19 protein-coding genes and 1 pseudogene are annotated in these 21743 nt (G+C 52.1%); 11 read left to right on the top strand and 9 right to left on the bottom strand.

Annotated features, from left to right (window positions below):
- Positions 1-276 precede the first annotated feature (276 nt).
- From ABNS66_RS13080 to ABNS66_RS13065, 4 genes are all read right to left on the bottom strand, one after another.
- On the bottom strand, positions 277-1902 hold the full coding sequence (locus ABNS66_RS13080; RefSeq protein WP_286838219.1) for a GMC family oxidoreductase: 1626 nt from the start codon (positions 1900-1902) through the stop codon (positions 277-279).
- A gap of 110 nt (positions 1903-2012) precedes the next feature.
- On the bottom strand, positions 2013-3290 hold the full coding sequence (locus ABNS66_RS13075) for a cytochrome P450 (protein WP_286838218.1): 1278 nt from the start codon (positions 3288-3290) through the stop codon (positions 2013-2015).
- Between the two features lie 17 nt (positions 3291-3307).
- Positions 3308-3628, bottom strand: a complete 321-nt coding sequence (locus tag ABNS66_RS13070; RefSeq protein ID WP_027874990.1) for a 2Fe-2S iron-sulfur cluster-binding protein — start codon at positions 3626-3628, stop codon at positions 3308-3310.
- 231 nt (positions 3629-3859) lie between these two features.
- Positions 3860-4888 carry an AraC family transcriptional regulator gene (locus tag ABNS66_RS13065; RefSeq protein ID WP_286838217.1) on the bottom strand — a complete coding sequence of 343 codons (1029 nt, stop codon included), beginning with the start codon at positions 4886-4888 and terminating at the stop codon, positions 3860-3862.
- Positions 4889-5137: 249 nt separating this feature from the next.
- Here ABNS66_RS13065 and ABNS66_RS13060 point away from each other — a divergent pair, with 249 nt between their 5' ends.
- The 11 genes from ABNS66_RS13060 to ABNS66_RS13010 all read left to right on the top strand — a co-directional run bounded on the left by ABNS66_RS13060 (position 5138) and on the right by ABNS66_RS13010 (position 18295).
- A complete protein-coding gene (locus ABNS66_RS13060; RefSeq protein WP_286838215.1) occupies positions 5138-7639 on the top strand; it encodes a TonB-dependent receptor in 2502 nt (833 codons plus the stop codon).
- A 37-nt stretch (positions 7640-7676) separates the two neighbouring features.
- Positions 7677-8090 (top strand): hypothetical protein, encoded by a 414-nt coding sequence (locus ABNS66_RS13055; protein WP_286838214.1) that lies wholly within the window; start codon positions 7677-7679, stop codon positions 8088-8090.
- Positions 8091-8116: 26 nt separating this feature from the next.
- Complete coding sequence (locus ABNS66_RS13050; protein ID WP_286838212.1) at positions 8117-8596, top strand: hypothetical protein; 480 nt, start codon at positions 8117-8119, stop codon at positions 8594-8596.
- Positions 8597-8609: 13 nt separating this feature from the next.
- Positions 8610-9842 (top strand): FAD-dependent oxidoreductase, encoded by a 1233-nt coding sequence (locus ABNS66_RS13045; protein WP_286838211.1) that lies wholly within the window; start codon positions 8610-8612, stop codon positions 9840-9842.
- A 174-nt stretch (positions 9843-10016) separates the two neighbouring features.
- Positions 10017-11312 carry an alpha/beta fold hydrolase gene (locus tag ABNS66_RS13040; protein WP_286838209.1) on the top strand — a complete coding sequence of 432 codons (1296 nt, stop codon included), beginning with the start codon at positions 10017-10019 and terminating at the stop codon, positions 11310-11312.
- Positions 11313-11381: 69 nt separating this feature from the next.
- The gene (locus ABNS66_RS13035; RefSeq protein WP_239547532.1) at positions 11382-12101 is read left to right on the top strand and encodes a spermidine synthase; all 720 of its coding nucleotides are present in this window, start codon (positions 11382-11384) and stop codon (positions 12099-12101) included.
- A gap of 20 nt (positions 12102-12121) precedes the next feature.
- Complete coding sequence (locus tag ABNS66_RS13030; protein WP_286838208.1) at positions 12122-12556, top strand: SRPBCC domain-containing protein; 435 nt, start codon at positions 12122-12124, stop codon at positions 12554-12556.
- Positions 12557-12574: 18 nt separating this feature from the next.
- A complete protein-coding gene (locus ABNS66_RS13025; RefSeq protein WP_286838206.1) occupies positions 12575-13180 on the top strand; it encodes a DUF2238 domain-containing protein in 606 nt (201 codons plus the stop codon).
- Positions 13181-13302: 122 nt separating this feature from the next.
- Positions 13303-14664 carry a bifunctional UDP-N-acetylglucosamine diphosphorylase/glucosamine-1-phosphate N-acetyltransferase GlmU gene (gene glmU / locus ABNS66_RS13020; RefSeq protein ID WP_286838204.1) on the top strand — a complete coding sequence of 454 codons (1362 nt, stop codon included), beginning with the start codon at positions 13303-13305 and terminating at the stop codon, positions 14662-14664.
- Between the two features lie 26 nt (positions 14665-14690).
- Positions 14691-16520, top strand: coding sequence for a glutamine--fructose-6-phosphate transaminase (isomerizing) (gene glmS / locus ABNS66_RS13015; protein WP_286838203.1), 1830 nt, complete (start codon positions 14691-14693; stop codon positions 16518-16520).
- A 593-nt stretch (positions 16521-17113) separates the two neighbouring features.
- Complete coding sequence (locus tag ABNS66_RS13010) at positions 17114-18295, top strand: acetyl-CoA C-acyltransferase family protein (protein ID WP_286838202.1); 1182 nt, start codon at positions 17114-17116, stop codon at positions 18293-18295.
- A 104-nt stretch (positions 18296-18399) separates the two neighbouring features.
- On the opposite strand, the gene arsB is transcribed toward ABNS66_RS13010, so the two are convergent.
- The 5 genes and pseudogenes from arsB to ABNS66_RS12985 all read right to left on the bottom strand — a co-directional run.
- On the bottom strand, positions 18400-19419 hold the full coding sequence (arsB, locus tag ABNS66_RS13005; RefSeq protein WP_286838200.1) for an ACR3 family arsenite efflux transporter: 1020 nt from the start codon (positions 19417-19419) through the stop codon (positions 18400-18402).
- A gap of 34 nt (positions 19420-19453) precedes the next feature.
- Positions 19454-20173 carry an arsenical resistance protein ArsH gene (arsH, locus tag ABNS66_RS13000; protein ID WP_286695345.1) on the bottom strand — a complete coding sequence of 240 codons (720 nt, stop codon included), beginning with the start codon at positions 20171-20173 and terminating at the stop codon, positions 19454-19456.
- Positions 20173-20637, bottom strand: a complete 465-nt coding sequence (locus ABNS66_RS12995) for an arsenate reductase ArsC (protein ID WP_286838199.1) — start codon at positions 20635-20637, stop codon at positions 20173-20175. Before ABNS66_RS12995 ends, arsH begins: the two co-directional genes overlap by 1 nt.
- A 16-nt stretch (positions 20638-20653) precedes the next feature.
- Positions 20654-20998 carry a metalloregulator ArsR/SmtB family transcription factor gene (locus tag ABNS66_RS12990; RefSeq protein ID WP_286695643.1) on the bottom strand — a complete coding sequence of 115 codons (345 nt, stop codon included), beginning with the start codon at positions 20996-20998 and terminating at the stop codon, positions 20654-20656.
- Between the two features lie 18 nt (positions 20999-21016).
- A pseudogene (locus tag ABNS66_RS12985) lies at positions 21017-21382 on the bottom strand (arsenate reductase ArsC); the annotation flags it as partial.
- Positions 21383-21743: the final 361 nt, after the last annotated feature.

Below are 21743 nucleotides of genomic sequence, written 5' to 3'. Positions count from 1 at the left end.
GGTTAACTGGAAATCTCATCTTGGTCATGGTTCCAAAATCGGGGGAAAGGTCACCGCAAGTTCCACTGGCCGCTGGGCCGTCGCCCGGATGATCACCCGGGCTTGAGCGAGCTGGGCCTGTGAGGTGAGCGATAAGGGCGGCCTGGGCCGCCCCTTTTATATGATTGGCCGGTTAGCCAGCGATAGCATTGCGAACCAAAAGAGCAGGTCGGGCAATCTCTACCGTATTCATTGCGTTTATAAACTTAGCTTTCGCTTTGGTTAAATAAAAATATTTCACGTCTTAATCTGCTGTACTTTGTTAGGAATGAAGCTCATGGCACGTTCTGCCAGAGCGGTAATGGTCAGACTCGGATTAACGCCAAGATTTGCGGACAGCATAGAGCCGTCGATGATGTAGAGGTTCTTATAATTAAAAACGCGGTTTTTTGCATCGATCACGCCGGTCTCGGGTGAGTCAGACATGGCGCATCCGCCCATACAATGTGCGGTCGTAGGAACGTTAAATGCAATTTCCGATAATGAGCTTAGTCCGATGCCGCCTGTAGCCCGAGCGACTTTGCCGGTGAAATCATTGGCTTCCGGAATAAATGTAGGGATAGGCTTACCCTCACTATTAAGGCTCTTAGAAAAGGGCCAATACCAGCGACGTTTCCAGCGCATGTTGATATGCCCTTCGATGGTTTGCATAACCAGAAAGATCACGGTCTCTCGTGAAAATCGCCATGGAAGTAGACTTCGCAAGCCACTGATAGGCTGGGTGCATAGTAGTTTTATTATTGCCTTGAGCCAATATAGGATTCGCACAACACCGGGTCGGCCACCAGTCATTACGGTGAAAAGCCCGCTTAGTAAGTTGGAGCCGTCGGGATAGCGAACTGCTTCAATATGGGTATTCTTATCTATGTGGATACCTGAACCTATAGCGATACCTTTTGACAAGTCCTCATCTGTACCGGGATAACGAACTCCTAATATTGATTCTGAGTTAGTACGAACGCGATTACCTAGGTCAGAGGAAATATTCGGTAGCGAGCCCTTGTCTTTAAGATCAAATAACAAGCTCTGCGTACCTAGGGATGAGGCTGAAAAAATTACCGATCGCGCAGTATAGAATTTCGGTTTTTTTGAAAAAAAAGCAAAGCTGTTAACCGTCTTTACACGATAGCCCTCGTCACCGTCACCGGAAGTGCCCAGTGGTGATACATCCACAACACGCGTTTCAGGAAGCAACTGAACGCCATTATGTTCAGCCAGGTATAAGTAGTTTTTGTCTAAGCTGTTTTTCGCATTATAATGGCAGCCCACCATACAACCACCGCAACCGATACAGGAATTGCGAGAGGGCCCCTTGCCGCCAAAATAAGGGTCGCTATATTCAGTGCCAGGTGCGTCGTGCTTTTCACCGAAGAAAACGCCAACATCGGTATAGTAAAAGCTATCTTCTACGTTTGCCGCCTTTGCCATCTGCCGAAGTTTTTCATCCGCCGCCGCTCCGCGTTCATTGCGCGTGACGCCTAACATTTTCTTGGCCATGGCATAGTACGCTGGCATGATATTCTGCCAATCATCAAGAGACGACCAGCCACCATCATTCCAAACTGAATCGGGGGGAACAAGCAGAGTTTGGGCATAGGTGATAGAGCCTCCACCTACGGCATTGCCATGAAGGACCATCACATGTTTAAAAAGACGAAGCCGGAGAAAGCCGTGCAAACCTAGTATTGGTTGCCAAAGGTAAGACCAAATTTTCCAGTTCGTCGACGGTAAATTCTCAGGAGTCCACCGCTTTCCTTGTTCGATGACCAGTACACTATAGCCTTTTTCGCTTAATCTATATGCGCTAACACTGCCACCAAAACCCGAACCGACGATAATATAGTCATAATCGAACTTATTCATAATATCGGCCAAAATAGTAAAAAAGCCTCTCAGGAAAAATCCTGTGTGATAATAAGCGTGCCAGATCCGATCACATAGAGGCGTAAGGGGAGGGTGATTAGTTATAATAATTACGAGGCTTTAGGAATCACTTTAACTTGCATATTTACATAACCATTCACAAAATTTGAATGTACTCTCTCTGGCTGTTTAAGAACTTCTATATTATCGAATCGCTTGAGTATCTCTTCCCAGGTAATTCGAAGCTGCATCTCGCCAAGCCGATTACCCATGCAGCGATGAATTCCCATACCAAATGATAGGTGTTGACGCACTCGAGGCCGATCAATAATTACCTTATCAGGATTGTCGATCACTCTTTCATCGCGGTTTCCGGAGATATACCACATAACGACCTTGTCGCCTTTCTTGATCAATTTTCCATTGAGCTTGAAGTCAGATTTAGCTATGCGGCGCATATAGGACAAGGGGGTCTGCCAACGAATAATCTCGGAAACCATGCTGGGGATTAGATCCGGATTATGCTTAAGTTTCTCGAGCTCACCTGGAAACATGTTCATGGCCAGAACACTACCTGTGATCGAATTGCGAGTTGTATCATTGCCGCCGACGATTAACAGGCCTAAATTGCCAAGAAACTCAGCAGGGCGATTGATCATATCTCTGGTGTCGGCATTAGCTTCCATTAAGCTAATTAAATCGAAGGTGGGTTCATGTCCGGCTTCTCTTAGTGCCGCTTTCTGAAACCACATTTTCGAAAACGTTTCTGCCATATCTTGGAGTGCCGCATTCCTCTCTTCTTTATCGGCGGTGCCTCCCGACAGTTCGGGGGCGCCTGTGGCAATATCAGACCAATACGGCAACTTATGACGATCTTCATAAGGAAAGTCAAAAATCGTTGCCAGCATTTGCGAGGTTAGCTCGACGGAAACTCGAGATACCCAGTCAAAGCTTTCATTGAGTGGCAGATTATCTAAGATCGCGCCGATTCTTTCGCGAATGAGGCCCTCCATTGCCGCTAAATTCCGCGGCGCCACGACCGGTTGAACCGCTGCGCGCTGAACGTCGTGTTTTGGCGGGTCCATCGCAATAAAATTTTCTAGAGGGAGGTCGGGCTCCGGGTCACCGATCATAATAAAAGGTTCAGCAGAGAAAACCTCATGATTGGTGTCTACGGCAACGATATCCTCAAAACGAGTAATAGACCAAAAAGGACCGAATGGACTGTCCTCTAGAAAGTGCACAGGGTCTTCGTCACGAACGCGCCGGAAGTATTCCGGCCACCTGTGTTGTGAATAAAGACGCGGATCGCTGAGATCGATTCTATCTAAGGGAATACTGGTCGCATCCGGCAAGGTATTATTTTGTGGGTCTAGCTGATTTGCCATTACTATCTCCTGATGAGCTACATCTGAAATTCTGGAAGTTTTACAACCAATCCGTTTAAAGGCGTCTCAACAGTTATTTGGCAAGCTAACCTGGACATTTCGTTTTTTTCTGGGGTCATTTCCAGCATTGCACACTCCGATTCGCTGGGCTTGCCGGCTTTGTCCATCCAGCTAGTATCGATGAAAACGTGGCATGTGCCGCAGGCACAGCTCCCACCACAATCAGCATCAATACCTGGGACGTTGTTATCCAGCGCAGCCTGCATCAGATTGGTACCAGGTGCAGCGCGTACGTTATGTACTTCGCCGTTATGTTCAATGAAAGTGAGTTCAATCAACGTCGTTCTCCTTATTTTGGGTAATGCTGATATTGTCGAAAGAAATATAGGCTGGAACGACTTGTCATTTTCAGTCCATTCCTGTTCATAAGACGACAGCATGCACAGCCTGTTGGAACTCAAGGAGAGAAATTATCTGGATGGAACGAAAAATTGTGCGCCGATTTGGACTACGGATAAAATATTTGAAATATATAAGGAGGAGAGCAGGCAATATCAACGGTTTTAAGCCTATTGATCTTGACGAAATCTCTTGGGTGTTTTGCCGGTAAAATTTTTGAAGGCGCGTGAAAAATTGGAGTCGCTGTTATAGCCACAAGCGTGCGATATTTTACAAATTGGATCGTCGGTGCTGGCTAGTAAAAACTTCGCATGTTCGATCGAAACTTGTTTTTTTAATTCAAGAAATGATGTGTTTTCGCTCTGTAGATGGCGCGCGAGCGTGCGCTCTGAATAATGCATTTGTTCGGCAATAAGAGCGATATGTATCGATAAGCCCTTGGTGAGTCGTTGCCGAAGAAGGTTTTTTACTTTACTGGCTAATGACGTCGTGGACGGTGGGGTAGCGGTTTTTAAACTAGCGTAGACCTGCTCAAACGTGGATTGGTTATGGGTGTGAAGGTGTTGAATTAGATGATGGTTGTCGAAAATAACCTCAATAATGCGCTTTGAGAAAGCAAAGGTCGCTTTGAAATGATATTCATACCGGGAAATATCATTTTCAACGCAATGAGTCAGATGAATTCTTGGGGCAGGCAAAGGCAAATTACAAAAATATCGTAGGTTTAAAAAATAGCCTGCAACAACCTCATCTAAGTAATGCTGTACATCACCAAAATCGATGACCGGACGCATAACTATGTGGCACTTTCCGCCGCTATCAATTCTTTCGAAGTGATATGCGGGCATTACGGTATGTGAGTAGTCAACCATTAATTTCAGTGCCTGATCCACTGTTTTGGCTGTGAAGGATGCTAATCCAAACATACCGCCAGGTACCGTTATCGGCGCAAACTCCGAAAGTAAGACGGAAAGTGGTTGGCCCGGAATGGCGATGTCTCGACAGCTGCGGAGCATCTCGCGTAGTTGCCAGCCTGAAATATAGCTATCGCTACGGCTAATCTGATCGGCTGTGATCTCGCAGCGGTCGTATAAATTTTTTACATCTACTTTTCTGTGTTCAAAAAAATTTTCTCCTAAGTCCAGTAAGGAGATAGAGAAGGTTGAACCATCAATAGGGAGGAGCGTTGCTGTCGTCATTATTATCGTGTCTATTTTTTTGCGGATGGCGGGAAATGAATATAAACACTGAGCGTTAAAGAGTCCAGAGGATTGTGATTTACCGATATGGCGGTGATGCCCGCTTTGGTAGTTATCGTGTATCTACCTTTGGCGACGGGCAATAGCTTGACCTGATTTGAATATTAATGGCGGCTATTCATAAACGCACAGGCGTATCTTGCGTGAGGCTATAAATCATAATATCTAAGGTTGCGGGAGATAATAATAATGGAGTCGCGGAAGTTATTGCTAGGCAGTGCTATTAGTATTGGTCTGCTTAGTGTTGGGAGTACAGCAGTCGCTGCTCCTATGCTCGAGGAGGTGATTGTTACAGCTCAGAAAAAATCTGAGAGCACGCAAGACACACCAATCGCAATTACCGGTATGTCGGAGAATCAACTGGAAAAATTTGGATTTTCCAGTGCTAATGACATATCGGCCCAGGTGCCAAATATGCAAGTTAGTGGCCCTTACGGAGAAGTACAGCCGATTTTTTCGGTTCGCGGCGTTAGCATGTCGGACTATAGCTCAAACCAAGCAAGCCCAATAGGTGTTTATAACGACGAAGCATATATGGGCGCCGTGTATACGCATGGGATGAGTTTTTTTGACGTAGCTCGGTTGGAGGTATTGCGCGGTCCTCAAGGAACACTGTACGGCAAGAATACTACCGGTGGAGCTATCAATATTGTTACGAAAACTCCGCAGATCGACGATGGTCTTCACTTTGATGCTAAGCAGGGGGTTGGGAACTACAACAGCCATAAAGGCGATTACGGTGTAGAGGGTACGTTAGTCGAAAATACCCTGGCTGCGAGGCTTGCTTACTCTTATTCGCGTCGCGACGGCTACTATAAAAATGCGCTTGGCGGACCAGATCTATCTCAGCAAGATTTCCAGGGTGCGCGCCTAGTACTTAACTATGATATGACAGATCATATCAATATGGTCTTCAAGTATACCAAGGCAAGAAACGACGCCTTGGGTAGCCCCAGTCGCAATGAACCGCGTGGCAGGTTGGCAAATAATCCGGCATTGGTGACTGCGTTAGAGACTTCTGGGGTCGGTGTCTACGATCAGCCTAACAATGGATATATAGACAATACCGGCTACTCCCGGCCTGCGAGGGGCTTAGACTATTACGAGGTTGAGGATAATTACACTGGTGCTTTAGTAGTTAATTTAGACCAGTACGTGCATAAAATAGATTATATCCATGATGCCTTTACGGTTACCTCGGTTACGTCTTACACCGACAATGATTATGCGCAACAGCAAAATGTAGATGGTAGTCCTGATGGGCTTCTCGAAATTGATTGGGCGGTCGCTACCCAGGCATTTAGCCAAGATCTACGGATATCGACGACGTTTAAAGAGGATTTTGATCTGATAGCGGGCGCTTACTACCAGTTCGAAGATCAACAGCTAAACAACGTTTATCGATTGTATGAAACGCCGCCGGATACGCGTGTAGCAGCTACCTTCCCAGGGGTTGGGGGTTACTATCCATACCTACTGGATTTTGGTGCGCTCGACCAAAAAATGGAAACGGAGAAAGAGAGCTTTGCACTCTATTCGCAGATGCGTTGGAACGTCACCGCAGACTTTGGTATCGATTTCGGCGTACGCTATACCGACGACAAGATAGACCTCCCCTATTTAAATATCTCACGCGTGGGCTATGACGGCTCGCCCAGGGGTACCTACGTTCCAGGGAATAATACGGGTGTTGATAATATCTTCATTCCAGCAAATGTAGCGGGGCAAAGTCCCTTTGAGCCTGGGGTGTTGATACAAGAGCTCCTCGCCGGAAAAATAAGTGTGAATGACCTTTTGCTAACGGCACAAACTGGCTATACCCACGGTCCCTACACCGAGGAGTCAGCGACCCCGCTGAGTGCTCACGAAAAAGAATGGACTGGAAAAATAGGCATGGACTACCGTCTGAATGATTCCCTGATGGTATATGGCTCATATAGCAAAGGCTTCAGAGCGGGCAACTTCAATGCTGGCGTGTATTACGAAGAGCGTGAATTTGAAGACGCCTATGCCGCTCCTGAATTCCTGGATGCTTATGAAATAGGCATTAAAGCTGACTTTTGGGATCGGCGCGCTCGCATCAATAGCGCGTTCTTTTACTACGACTACACCAACCAACAATTTATCAATGTAGTCGGGGTGTCTAACTTTCTTGAAAACGCGGGTGGTTCTAAGATCATTGGCTTTGAATCTGAAATGTTTTTCGCGATAACGGAAGCGCTTACCGTCCAGCTGGGTATGGGAATTCTTGAGACGGAATATACCGAACTGGAACTATCAAACGTGCAAACGGTTAACGATGACGATGATGTTGTGGATCTCTCTGGTAATGAGTTGATTTCAGCACCCAAGATCAGCGCAAACGTATCAATCGATTGGGAAATATTCAGCAATAACGCTGGCTACCTGAGCATGAATCTGAATGGTAATTACCAAGACGACCAATGGTATAGCGCTTACAACGACAAAATTGGCTACGAAAATATAAAGCAGGATGCCTACGCAATATACAATGCGCGGTTTACCTGGTTTAGTTCCAATGACGACTACACTATTGCTATTTGGGGGAAAAACATCACTGAAACTAAATACGATAGTTACGCGATTAATCTGCAGGCTGGTTTCGGGTTCGATTATTACCAACAGGGCGCGCCGGCAACCTACGGTTTAGAAATGACATATCGTTACTAAAATCGATTTATTATGATTTGATAATAGGGTCATAAAAATGAAAATAAAAAATTATATTTATACGCTTATAACAATTTTTTTACTAAGTTCAGCAAATTCTGCGAGTAGTATGGGTATTCCCGTCATCAGTGGCGGTTCGCTGGGCTCCTTAATACCGGTGGGTGTTTTGTCCCAGGTAGATGGATTGTTTATTGGCCGCGATATCCCGGTGTTAAGTGACCTCGTTTTGGTGGAAGACCTCCCTGTTATTGACGGCAGAGGCATACCGGTTATTAGAGGTGTTGATGAGTCGCTGAGGATTAGCGAGGGACTGGTTGCGGTAGTCCTTGGAAACCCAAACCTTGCAGCTAGAGAGTCGCTTCCGGCAGCTGACCCCTTGTTCATTATTGAGCTACTGTCGCCCCCCGATGCTCTGGTCAACGTAATTTCTATCAATGAATTATTTTTTTGAATAAACGTAAATAATGAGATGTTGGCATGACTGATTTTTACAGCTGCCGGCTGGTTCGGCAGGGTTTTTGGGCGCTGCTAGTCGCGTTAATTTCTGGGTTTACGCTAATTTTTTCAATGATAGGTGGGGTTTCGCTTAGTCCGATTCCCTTACACATTCCCGTTGACATTCCTGGCACGACCGAGGGCTGGAGAACGGTTCATACTGGAATGCTTATGAATGCATTAATGGCGATATCTATAGGCTCGTCGGTTAGATTGTTGGGCGTAGATGGCGATTCAAGTCGAAAAATATTTTTAGGATGCTCAATCGCCATTTGGGGGAATTTTTGCTTCTATGTATTTGGCATGTTCGCCCCGAATCATGGCCTTACACTGCAAAGCAACACGCTGGGTGCGGCATCGCTGTCAGGTGCACTGGCTTTCTTTCCCGCGTTATTAGGAGCTGTCTCATTGATATATGTGGTAGTCATTGTGTTGCTCTCTAAGCCCGGCAATCGCTTTTAAATTGGGGGTACCTATGTCTGTAGATAATTGCTTGATTATTGGCGGTAGCCACGCGGGTGCGGCCCTGGCTGCGTCACTAAGGCAGGAAGGTTGGTCTGGCAAAATAGCTCTTATTAGTGCCGAAGAATCCCTGCCGTATCATCGGCCGCCACTTTCAAAGAGTGCTTTGAATGGTGAAAAAGAGGATAGCGAAATATTAATTCGTCCAGCCGATTTTTATAAGAAGGCTGACATTGACGTGGTGCTTGGGGCGCGTGTACTAAAAATTGACCGCGTGGATAAAAAAATAGCTCTCGAAGGCGGGCGTGAGCTGTCATACAGCAAGCTGGCCTTAACTACCGGTGCCAGCGTACGGAGAATTAAACTTCCAGGCATTCATTTGCCGGGAGTGTGTTATCTGCGTGACCTTCAAGATGTTCATGAAATTCGTAAGTACATTGGCAAGGGGCGGTCAGCGGTCGTTATCGGTGGTGGCTATATTGGCCTTGAGGCTGCAGCGTCGTTAAGGGCATTGGGCATGGACGTGACAGTACTAGAGGCATTGCCGCGAGTACTGGCTAGAGTGACATCGCCAGAGATCTCCGAATTCTATGCCAGAGTGCATCGCGAAGAGGGCACTCGGGTACTCACAGATGTGTCCATTGATAGAGTCGCGGGAGAAGGCTCTGTGACCGGCGTTCACCTGGCCGATGGCAGTTACATTCCGGCCGACCTGGTATTGGTTGGTATAGGGGTTTCGCCGGCGACTGGGCTTGCAGAAGCGGCTGGACTAGATGTGGACAATGGCATTGTTGTAGATGAGTTTGCCCAAACCAGTGATGAGGATATCGTTGCCGCGGGTGATTGTACCCTCCATTACAATCCGATCTATAAAACCACCCTGCGTTTGGAGTCGGTGCAAAATGCCAATGATCAGGCCAGGGTTGCTGCAAGGACAATATGTGGTAAGTATCAGCCATATCGTGCCTTGCCGTGGTTTTGGTCTGATCAATACGATGTAAAATTGCAGATTGCCGGATCTTGCGCTGGTTTTGACAAGGTGGTCTTACGTGGTGATCCGAAAAGTGGTCGCAGCTTCGCTGCTTTCTATTTTAGTGGCGATACACTTTTGGCTGTGGATGCGATAAACCAACCTAAGGCATTCTTATTGGCCAAGCGATTTTTAAGTGAGGGAAAAACGGCGGATCCATTAAAGGTAGTGGATGAAACCGTTGATCTAAAAGACGTATTTTTCGACCCTAGATAGTGCCAGTGTAAATGGGGCGCTATCTTGATGCCGCCCTTCGCTGTCGGGAGAAGTTACCCTGCTTTGTATGTTGATTGAAAGCCAGCCAGATGCTTTCCATTTTCGGTATGCCCAATAACTACGCCGCGTTGTGTACAATGTGTGTAATTTCATGTGCATTTCTTGGCAGTTTCTATGAGCGTCTCCGGTTACCGTATTGTCAACACGTGTTTCCAACTCGGGTGTTGGAAAAAACAGCTTCTTCGTGGCTTGGTTGTTCCTTTACTCATTCTTTCCCTTGTAGCCTGCGGTGGCAGCAGTAGCAGTAATAGCGCTAGTGCAGGCTCAGGCAGCAGCTTAAGGCAGTGGCCGGCCTCGCAGCCCGGTGAAGACCCCCCGGCTGCGCCGGAGGAATTGGCGCCACTGATCACCAATTTGTCGCTGCTGTCAGCGGCCCTGCCGCGCGATGTGGCCGCCCGCCTGTTCGACCCCGTGGCCTTTGGCTACACCATCAACGATATTAGCGACCCGGTGATTGTCGAGCACATGGTGCGATCAACCCTGGCACAGGGGCAGGATGGCTCGCGCATTGAGCACGCCTATCACTGGTACGGTCACCCTTACGAAAACCCCAATGTGGCGTTGGTGCCGGTGGAATTTAATAACCGCTATGGCACTCGCCTGCACGGCGAAATCGTGCTGCCCAAACAGGGTTTGGTGCCGCCTACGCAGGGGCCGTTTCCAGTGATTGTCGCCCTGCAGGGCTTAAATACCAACACTGCAATGTACCGCTGGTGGCACCGCCTGTTCGCCGACAATGGCTATGTGGTGTTCGCCTTCGACTTCAGCGGCCAGGGCCGCTCGGATGATGCCGGCGAGTCCGACCCGGACAACAACCTGCACGATGCCCAAGATGCCATTCGCTATTTGTTTGAGGACTCCCCCGTGGCGGCTGCACTGGATGCCGACCGGCTGGGCGTGATTGGCCATAGCATGGGTGCGGCTGCGGCGCTGCGCGTGCAGGAACAAGAGGCTGCCGATGCCGCCGAGCCCAACCCGGTTCGCGTTCGCGCGGTTGTGGCAGCGGCGCCAGTATTCGAGTCGGTCACCGCCAGCCCGATACCGGTGATGATCCAAACCGGCGATCACGATGGCCCCATTGCGCCACTGCCCTTTGTAAACCCCGCCGTGGTGCGTCCGCTCTACGACAGCCTGAGCAGTGACCGCGCCTTTATTGTTGCCGAGGCAGCCAGTCACGCCCAGCACACCAATTATCCCTTGCTGCCCACCTCAACCTGGGGCCGCGAAATTGCCGCGAATTACTCGCTGGCGTGGATGGAGTACTACCTGAACAACAACACTCAGGCACTGGTAACGCTGTTTGGTGGTCACCCGCATTTGTCATATTTGCACGACAGTCTGGTTCGCATTGGTGACAGCGAGCAAAGCTATCGCGGCAATGGTTTAGCGCCGTCTGAGGACGAGCTGTAGCGGCCAATATTGCGTATGATGGTCGGCGCACCGCAACAGACTGAATAAGGAAGCATCACCGTGTCGCTAATGTTTGAAGAAATCGACAGCCAGGACTCCGCCCTGGGTGAAATTTCCCTGCGTCGGCGGCGCATTCCCGCACTGGGTGAGCGCGATATTTACGAGGTAAAACTGGGCGACGAGTTTCTGATGTCGAGCATGTTTTACGATGCCGAGGAAGCCCTGTCGACCCTGGGCTTAGCCGCAGTGCAGGGCGAAAATCTCAGCGTGGTGGTGGGCGGCCTGGGCCTTGGTTACACCGCCGTTAAAGCCCTGGAAGACGCGCGCATTGATGAGTTGTTTATCGTGGAGGCGCTGGACACGGTGATCGGCTGGCACCGCGACGAAAAAGTGCCGCTGGGTAAAATTCTCAACGCCGATAGCCGCAACCGCTATGTGCTGGGCAGCTTTTTTGAGCTGGCCACCCAGCCCGAACTTGGCTTTGACCCGGCGGTACCCGGAAAGCGTTTCGACGCCATATTATTGGATATCGATCACTCGCCGTCGGAGTTTCTCAACGCGGCCAACGCCGGTTTTTATACCACGCAAAACCTCTCCCTAATGGCTAGCCAGCTCAAGCCCGGTGGCGTGTTTGCCATGTGGTCGCAAAATCTGCCCGACGCTGAATTTGAAGCGCTGCTAGGCAGCGTATTCGCTAGCGTGGCGTCCCATGTGGTGTCGTTTTACAACCCCTTTCAAAATACCGAGTCCACCAATTCAGTGTATGTGTGCACCGTGGCGGCCGAGTAGTCGTTAACCAGGGCAGCAATATGTTTGAAATTCGCTTTACCGAAACCGTGGCGGCCCCAGCCGAAAAAGTCTGGCAGGTTCTACTCGATACCGCCCACTACGCCGAGTGGAATCCGTTTATCGTGGCCTGCGAATCCAGCTTTGTTGTGGGCGAGCCTATTGTTATGCAGGTACAACTGCTGCCCTCGCGCTGTATTTCGCAAACCGAAACCATCCGTGCAAACACGGCGGCCGAATACCTGGAGTACGGCATTCAATTGCCGCTGGGTTTGCTGGCCAGTTCGCGCCAGCACCGCCTAACAGCGTTGGACGACGACAGCTGCCGCTATGAATCGGTGTTTATCCTGCGCGGCGCCTTGTCGCCGCTGGTGCGCCTGCTATTGGGCAAGCACTTGGCGCGCGGCTTTCAGGGTATGACTCGCGGCCTGGTTCGCCGCGCTGAAGCGTTGACGTAACTAACGCACCCCGTAAATGTGAGGAGCAAGGCCATTAAAGCTATCTGGATTGTGGTGTTTACGGCGGTGTTGCTGTGGTCGGGTATTGGGCCCCACGACCCCTTTACCTGGCTGTTGGAAGTCGCGCCCGCGGTTATTGGTTTCGTTGTTATGGCGGCAACGTACCGGCAGTTTCCGCTCACGCCGCTGCTCTATACCCTGATTTTATTGCATTGCGTGGTACTGATGGTCGGCGGCCACTACACCTATGCCGAAGTGCCCGGCTTTGATGGTTGGTTTGGCAGCGAGCGCAATAACTACGACAAAATTGGCCACTTCTTTCAGGGTTTTGTGCCCGCTGTCTTGGCGCGGGAAATTCTTATTCGCAAAAAGGCGGTGAACGGCAGCCGCTGGTTGGCACTGTTTGTGGTGGCTATCTGCCTCGCGTTTAGCGCCTTCTACGAACTTATCGAATGGTGGGTGGCCGAGCTAAGCGGTGAAGGCGCGGAAGCCTTCCTTGGCACTCAAGGCTATGAGTGGGACACCCAATCGGATATGGCACTGGCGTTGGTCGGTGCCATCACGTCACTGGTTTGCTTGTCGCGCTGCCATGACCGTCAGCTGGTGGGTGGCCGATTTGTGTAGTCGCTGCGTGTTGCTTCACTGAGCTTTTCCATTTATAGCAAGTACTTACGTTCACCGCGCTGGTCGCGGTGGGCGGCATTCGTTACCATTCTCCTGTCGCCACGGTATTGAAGGGATCATCGGTGTCTTTAGAAGTCATTATCCTTGCAGCGGGTCAGGGTACTCGTATGCGTTCGGCCTTACCCAAAGTGTTGCACCCATTGGCGGGTAAGCCGATGTTGCAGCACGCCATTGATGCGGCTGCGCAAACTGATCCGGCCGCTATTCATGTGGTGGTGGGACACGGCGCCGAGCAGGTGAAGGCCGGGGTTTCGCACCCCAACTTACAGTGGGCCTTGCAGGCGGAGCAGAAGGGCACGGGTCACGCGGTGGCTCAGGGCTTGGCCGAGGTAGCCGAGGATGCCACGGTGCTGATTACCTACGGCGACGTGCCGCTGGTGCGCCCCGAAACCTTGCAGGCCATGGTTGCCCGCTGCCGCGACACGTTGGTGTTGCTCACCGCCACGCTGGACGACCCCACTGGTTATGGCCGCATTATTCGCAATACCGACGGTGCGGTGCAGGCCATTGTTGAGCAAAAAGATGCCAGCCCCGAGCAATTGGCCGTTCGGGAAGTGAACACCGGCATGATGGCTCTTTCAGCCAGGTACTTGCGGGAGTGGCTGCCCGCGCTGTCGGCCGACAATGCGCAAGGCGAGTACTACCTAACAGATATTATTGCCATGGCGGTGGCGGCGGGAGTTGCCGTTGACGTGGCTCAGCCCGAGGCGCTGTGGGAAGTGGAGGGCGTGAACAATCGCCTGCAACTCAATGCGCTGGAGCGCCAGTACCAGCGTTTGATCGCCGAGCAGTTAATGACCGATGGCGCGACTCTGGCCGACGCCCAGCGTATTGATGTGCGCGGCACGCTGACCATTGGTCAGGATGTCAGCATTGATGTGAACTGCGTATTTGAGGGCGAGGTCACGCTGGGTGATGGCGTCGAGATCGGCCCAAACTGTGTGATCAGCAACAGTCGCGTGGCGGCGGGTACGGTCATCAAGGCCAACTCGGTGTTAGAAGATGCGGTGGTCGGTCAGCAGTGCACCATTGGCCCCTTTGCGCGTTTGCGCCCTGGCACTGTGCTGGCCGATGCAGCGCGCATTGGCAATTTTGTGGAAACCAAAAACGCGCAGGTGGGCGAGGGCAGCAAAATCAATCACCTTAGCTATGTTGGCGATGCCAGCCTTGGCGCGGGCGTAAATATTGGTGCGGGAACCATTACCTGCAACTATGATGGAGTGAACAAGTCGCGCACCGAGATTGGCGATGGCGCCTTTGTTGGCTCCAATACCGCGCTGGTCGCGCCGGTGTCGGTGGGCGAGGGCGCGACGGTGGCGGCGGGCTCAACCATCACCGGAAATGTCGCCGACGGCGAACTGGGCGTTGCCCGTGGCCGCCAACGCAATATCAAGGGCTGGAAGCGGCCCGTTAAAACATCCTGATCGCTACTATTTATTAGGGCTCAAATATGTGTGGAATCGTCGGTGCTGTTGCCCAACGAGAAGTTGCTGGAATTCTGCTAGAGGGCTTGCGTCGCCTGGAATACCGGGGTTACGACTCAGCCGGTATGGCGGTTATTTCAGCCAATGGCGACAACGACTGCCGCAAGCGTGTGGGTAAAGTCGAGGCGCTGGCACAGGCGCTGGGCGAGCAGCCGCTGCCGGGCCACACTGGCATTGCTCACACCCGCTGGGCCACCCACGGTGAACCCTCGGAAGCCAATGCCCACCCCCACAATTCCGGCAAGCTGTCGCTGGTACACAACGGCATTATCGAAAACCACGAAGCGCTGCGCAGCAAACTCAAAGCGCTGGGCTATACCTTTTTATCGGCCACCGACACGGAAACCATCGTTCATTTGGTCCACCACTATTACCAACAGCAGCGCGACCTGCTCGGCGCGGTCAAGCTGGCGGTAACAGAGTTGGAGGGTGCCTATGGTCTGGCGGTTATCCACGCCGACCAACCCGACAAACTGGTGTGTGCGCGCAAGGGCAGCCCGCTGGTGATTGGTATGGGTATTGGCGAGAACTTTATCGCCTCTGACCAACTGGCGCTGCGCCAGGTGACCGATCGCTTTGTGTATCTGGAAGAGGGCGATATTGCCGAAGTGACCGCTGGTCACTACCGCATTTGGAATGCCGAGCTGGAGCCCGTTACCCGCGACGTCAGCCAGATCGATGCCGCCGCGGAATCCGCCGACAAGGGCCATTATCGCCACTATATGCTCAAGGAAATCTACGAGCAGCCCACGGTTATTCAGCGCTCACTGGCTGGGCGACTGGGCAGCAAAAAAGTGCTGGCCGAGGCAATGGGGCCGCGCGCGAACGACATTTTACAGTCGGTGTCCTCGGTGCAGATTGTGGCCTGTGGTACCAGCTATCACGCAGGCATGGTCGCCAAGTATTGGATCGAAGGCATCGCCGGTGTGCCCTGCCGGGTCGAAGTTGCCAGCGAGTTTCGCTACCGCAAATTCAAAGTGCAGGAAAACACCCTGTTCGTCACCATCAGCCAGTCCGGTGAAACGGCCGATACGCTGGCCGCCCTGCGGCTGGCCAAAACCCTTGGTTACAGCGCCAGCCTCACCATCTGTAATGTGGCGCTCAGCTCGCTGGTGCGCGAGTCCGATCTCTATTTAATGACCGAGGCCGGTCCGGAAATCGGTGTGGCATCGACCAAGGCCTTCACCACCCAGCTGGTGGCACTGTTGCTGCTTACTGTGGCGCTGGGTCGCCACCACGACCTCACCGAAGAGGAAGAGCAAAGCATTGTTGCCGCCTTGCACCAACTGCCCGCTCGACTGGACGAAACCCTGACCCTGGATGCAGCGATCCAGCAAATGTCAGAAGCCTTTGCCGACAAGCACCACGCCTTATTCCTGGGGCGCGGTGCGCAGTGGCCGGTGGCGATGGAAGGTGCGCTTAAGCTGAAGGAAATTTCCTACATCCACGCCGAAAGTTATCCCGCTGGCGAGCTTAAACACGGTCCGCTGGCGCTGGTGGACAGCGACATGCCGGTTATCGCTGTGGCCCCCAATGACGAGCTGCTGGAAAAGCTGAAATCCAATCTTCAAGAAGTGCAGGCGCGCGGCGGACAGCTCTTCGTATTCGCCGACAAAGCCGCTGGCTTTAGCCCCGAGCCCGGCTTGCAGATTATTGAGCTGCCTCATGTCAGCGATATCGTCGCACCGATTTTGTACACCATCCCCCTGCAACTGCTGAGCTACCACGTGGCGATTTTAAAAGGCACCGATGTCGATCAGCCGAGAAACCTCGCCAAGTCGGTAACGGTGGAGTAAGCGCCCTTAGCGGAGCTCATGGCGCGGCGACCCGGCCGCGCTGTTGGTTGGAGCCACACCGCTTTTTTATATTCACTAGGTGTTTTACAGGCCGCTATGAAAAGAAGATGCCCACATTGCAAAGAGACGTGCATCGCCCCGCAAGACTTTAAAGTGGGCGTCTTACATCGCTGTCCACGCTGTCAGGCCGGGGTGGAAGTGGGGAGGTTTTTTACGGTGGCGCTATCACTGGTTCTGGCGTTGCTCTGCGCTTACTTTTTCAGTGTGGGTAAGCCAGAGGTGGGATTTTTACTCTTTACCCTAATACTATTCAGGGCGTTTTATTCAAAAGCGGTGGATGCCCTTTTTCTGCCCTTACAAAAAAGTGTGGATAAATAGCATTTGGCTCATTGCCTAAGTTGTTGTTTTTCTGAGCGGCCTTGGCGCTGGTAGGCCGTATTTATCACAGCTAGATAAATACAATAAATGGTAGGGATTTCCTCTGTTTATTGTATTGATGTCGGTACTCGTTATAGTAGCGCCTACCTTGCGACGCCCTGGCGCAGTGCTGGTGGGGCCTGTACGCTACCGTTGACTAAACAGGAGAGAATTTCATGACCCAAGATGTTGTTGTATTGAGCGCGGCCCGTTCGGGCATTGGGACTTACGGTGGCGGCCTGAGCGGTATCGAGCCCCATGAGTTGGGTGGCCAGATTATGAAGGCGGCCATTGATCGCTCTTCTGTTGATCCTCAAAACATTAACTACGTGACAGTGGGTAACTGTATTCCCACTGACTCTCGCTATGCCTACGTGGCGCGTGTGGCGTCAATTCAGGCTGGCCTGCCGATGGATTCCGTGGCGATGGGTGTAAACCGCCTGTGTAGCTCGGGCCTGCAAGCCATTGTCACCACTGCTCAAAACATTATGTTGGGCGATTGCGACTACGGTATTGGCGGTGGTGTGGAAGTCATGTCGCGCAGCGCTTACTTGTCACCCACCATGCGCAACGGTGCGCGCATGGGCAATGTGGAAATGCTCGACGCGATGACCTCGGCGTTGACCGACCCCTTCGGCGTGGGCCACATGGGTATTACCGCTGAAAACCTGGCAGACAAATGGGAGATCAGCCGCGAAGAGCAAGACGCCTTTGCCGCCGAGTCTCACCGCCGCGCTGCCGCTGCCATTGAAGCGGGTTACTTCAAAGAGCAAATCGCGCCGGTGACGCTGAAAACCCGCAAGGGTGAAGTGGTATTCGATACCGACGAGCACGTGAAGCCCGGCACCACCGTCGACACGCTGGCGAAACTGCGCCCCGCCTTTAAAAAGGATGGCACCGTAACCGCTGGTAATGCCTCTGGTCTGAATGACGGCGCTGCCTTTATGGTACTGGCCTCTGCACAGGCTGCTGAGAAAGCGGGTCAGAAGCCCATCGCGCGTATGGTGTCTTACGCGGTAGCGGGTGTGCCCAACCATATTATGGGTGAAGGTCCGATTCCGGCATCGACTAAAGCGCTGGCCAAGGCTGGTTTGTCGATTGCAGATATGGACGTGATCGAATCCAACGAAGCCTTTGCATCACAAGCCCTGGCAGTGGCGAAAGGTCTGGATCTGGATTTGAGCAAAACCAACCCCAACGGTGGTGCCATTGCACTGGGTCACCCAGTAGGTTGTTCTGGCGCGTTCATCGCTACTAAGGCGATCTACGAACTGCAGCGCACTGGCGGTAAATATGCGCTGGTCACCATGTGTATTGGTGGTGGTCAGGGTATCGCGGTTATCTTCGAGCGCGTATAAGCCTTTCAACACCGGCGGCTGCAATAGCCGCCGGTGAATTCCACGCTTACTTCTCTCCGTTCAGTTTCCCCAACACGCTTTTTCAGCAAGCTAGGCGCGTCGTCTTAGTGCGCAAACCAGTGGCGGGTGCGATTCGCAAACCACACTAGCGACAGCATTACTGGCACTTCTACTAACACCCCAACCACTGTGGCAAGGGCGGCACCGGAATGCAGGCCAAACAGCGAGATCGCCACGGCCACTGCCAACTCGAAAAAGTTGGAGGTGCCAATCATGCAGGCGGGGGCGGCGACATTGTGCGGCAACTTTAATTGCTTGGCGGCAAAGTAGGCGATGGCAAAGATGCCGTAGGTTTGTATGAGCAGGGGAACAGCGATTAACGCGATCACCATAGGTTTGGCGATAATGGTTTCTGCCTGAAAACCAAACAGCAGCACCACGGTTGCCAGCAAGCCGATAATTGACCAGGGTTTCAGTGTGGCAACAAAGTTATTCAGGCGGCTGTGGTCGTTAGCGCTGTCCAGGCGGTGACGGGTAATGGCGCCGGCAATCAGCGGCAGTACCACATACAGCACCACCGAAAGCAGCAGCGTTTCCCAGGGCACTTGAATATCGCTAATGCCAAGTAAAAACGCAGTAATCGGCGCGAAAGCGAAGATCATAATAATGTCGTTGATCGACACCTGCACCAGAGTGTAGTTGGCATCCCCTTTTGTGAGCTGGCTCCAGACAAATACCATCGCGGTGCAGGGCGCAACGCCGAGTAAAATCATCCCGGCGATATACTCGCCAGCAGATTGTGGGTCTACCCAGTCGGCGAATATCACCTTGAAGAACAGCCAGCCCAGCATGGCCATGGTAAAGGGCTTGATAAGCCAGTTAATGGTGAGTGTTAGCAGCAGCCCCTTGGGTTTTTTACCCACATCTTTTAGCGAGGCGAAGTCGATCTGAATCATCATCGGATAGATCATCAGCCAGATCAGCACCGCCACCACCACGTTAACGTGGGCAAGCTCCAGGGCGGCAACCTGTGCAAATACCCCGGGGATGGTATTGCCCAGTACAACACCGGCGGCGATACACAGCCCAACCCAAAGCGAAAGATAGCGCTCAAAAAGTCCCATGGTTTGTCTCTCTTTATTACAGCTTAATTGCGCCTTAAATAGAGCGTTGGTTAACGCGTTCCATTAATTTTTCGGCGCTTTCCACGCGCTCGGAATAGCGGTCGACCAGGTAGTCGCTGTTATCGCGGGTGAGCAGGGTGAACTTCATCAGTTCCTCCATGACATCCACAATGCGGTTGTAATAGCTGGAGGGCTTCATGCGGTTATTGTCGTCGAACTCAAGAAAGGCCTTGGCCACCGACGACTGGTTGGGGATGGTGATCATCCGCATCCAGCGGCCCAGCACCCGCAGTTGATTCACCACATTAAAAGACTGAGAGCCACCTTCCACCTGCATCACCGCCAGGGTTTTACCTTGGGTGGGGCGCACTGCGCCCTGCGACAGGGGAATCCAGTCGATCTGCGCCTTCATAATGCCGGTCATCGCGCCGTGGCGTTCGGGAGAGCACCACACCTGGCCCTCTGACCAGATGGCCAGTTCACGCAATTCTTTTACCTTGGGATGATTCTCGTCGGCGCCGTCAGGCAGTGGCAGGCCCTCGGGGTTGAAGATACGCACTTCGCCGCCCATATGGCTAAGCAGTCGCGCGCATTCTTCGACCACTAAGCGGCTAAAGGAGCGCTCGCGCAGTGAGCCATACAGCAGAAGAAAGCGCGGTTTGTGGCCGGAATAGTTCGCGTTAAATTGCGCTGTGCTCGGGCTGGCGAACTGGCTGTCATCCACATTGGGCAGAGACATATCATCAAGACTCATTACTTTGCTCCCAGGTCTGCCAGCGCGGCAGCCCATTCAGATTTGTCGAGGGTGGCAATGGTTTTTAACGCCGCGACACGCTCACTGATCAGCGCGATGCTGGCGCGGAATGCCGCGTCGATCTCTTCCTCTGTGCCGGTCAGTTTCGACGGGTCTTCCAGGCCCCAGTGCACTTTCAGTGCCTTGCCGAACCACAACGGGCAGGACTCGCCAGCGGCCGAATCGCAAACGGTAACCACCAGGTCGGGGGTAAAGCTCTCCAGCTCGTTCCAGGACTGGCTTTGTAGGCCGCTGGTATCAATGCCGGCGGCGCGCAGGGCTTTTAGTGAGGTGGGGTGCACTTCACCAGCGGGCTGGCTGCCGGCACTGCGCGCCTCGATAAGGTCGCTGGCAAGGTGGCGAGTGATCGCCTCGGAGAGGATGCTGCGACAGCGGTTGTGGGTGCAGATATATAAAATCTTCATAGTAGCCTCGTGACAATTAGCACTGGGAAGACAGCTCTTCCAGGCGGCTTTTTAGGTAGTTGGCATTGTTGCTAAGGGTGACCTTGAGTATGTCGTGAGCCCACTCAGGTAGCGCCGGGTGAAGTTGGTAGTACACCCACTGCCCCTGCCGACGGTCCTGAAGAATGCCGCGCTTTCGCAGCTGTGCGAGATGGCGGGAGATCTTGGGTTGCGACTCGTTAAGTGCTTCCATCAGGTCGCACACGCAGAGCTCGCCGCGCTCGGTAATTAACAGCATTGACAGCAATCGGGTGTCATCCGCCAAGGCCTTAAAAAAGTCCACAGGGCTGAGCGGCGGTGTGCTAACCGTTTTGCTATTCACCAATAAAAACAGCCGAATGCGTTCGCTGATCTCCTGCAGGGTGTGAGCGAAGGCCTGGGGTTGGTCGCTGGCTTTCGGGTCTGGAAAATCCCACGCCATGACAACACCAGCACCTGGCCACTGCTGACAGGCATTGTGCGCCTTGTCGCAGAGCGTAATGACATAGTCAAAATGCTGATCGGCGAAGTTCTCCACTGGCTTTGACGACAGCCCAGCCGTGGACACCCCGGCGTCGGCGAGGGCGGATAGGGTTCTCGGGTCGATGGCCTGCGGCGCAGTGCCAGCACTAAAGACCTCTATGCCTTCGACTGCCTGGTGGCGAAGCACCGCTTCGGCCATTTGCGAGCGCACGGAATTGCCCGTGCACAGAAAGAGTACTTTCATGGTGATCTCAAGCTGAGAAATGACGTGATTAATATGCTATCAGCAATATATATGAATTTCCATATATATAGTTTTGGAAATATAGCCTGCCAGCTTTTGGCATTAGGTTTTGGTTCAGGGAGGGGTAAATGAGAGTTGAATAGTTGAACCAGTCGAAGCTGAGCAAAAATATTTTTTAATGAATTCGCCTTAACTGAAGTGTTTTCTTATTGCGGAGTGCGACTCGGTTACAGGTTAGTAACCCGATTTTTCGTGATAAAAGCCAACCATTTCGCACTAGTTCACGATTTTTAGCGCCTGCTATTACTCAGCATTTTTATTATCGCTGCGGTAACTACGTATCCCATTAGGGGTTACGGAT

Origin of the sequence: uncultured Spongiibacter sp., from assembly GCF_964011655.1 — a bacterium.
In the GTDB taxonomy this organism is placed as follows: Bacteria; Pseudomonadota; Gammaproteobacteria; order Pseudomonadales; family Spongiibacteraceae; genus Spongiibacter; species Spongiibacter marinus.
The sequence above is the reverse complement of the archived record's forward strand: the minus strand, read 5'-3'. Positions and strand labels throughout refer to the sequence as shown.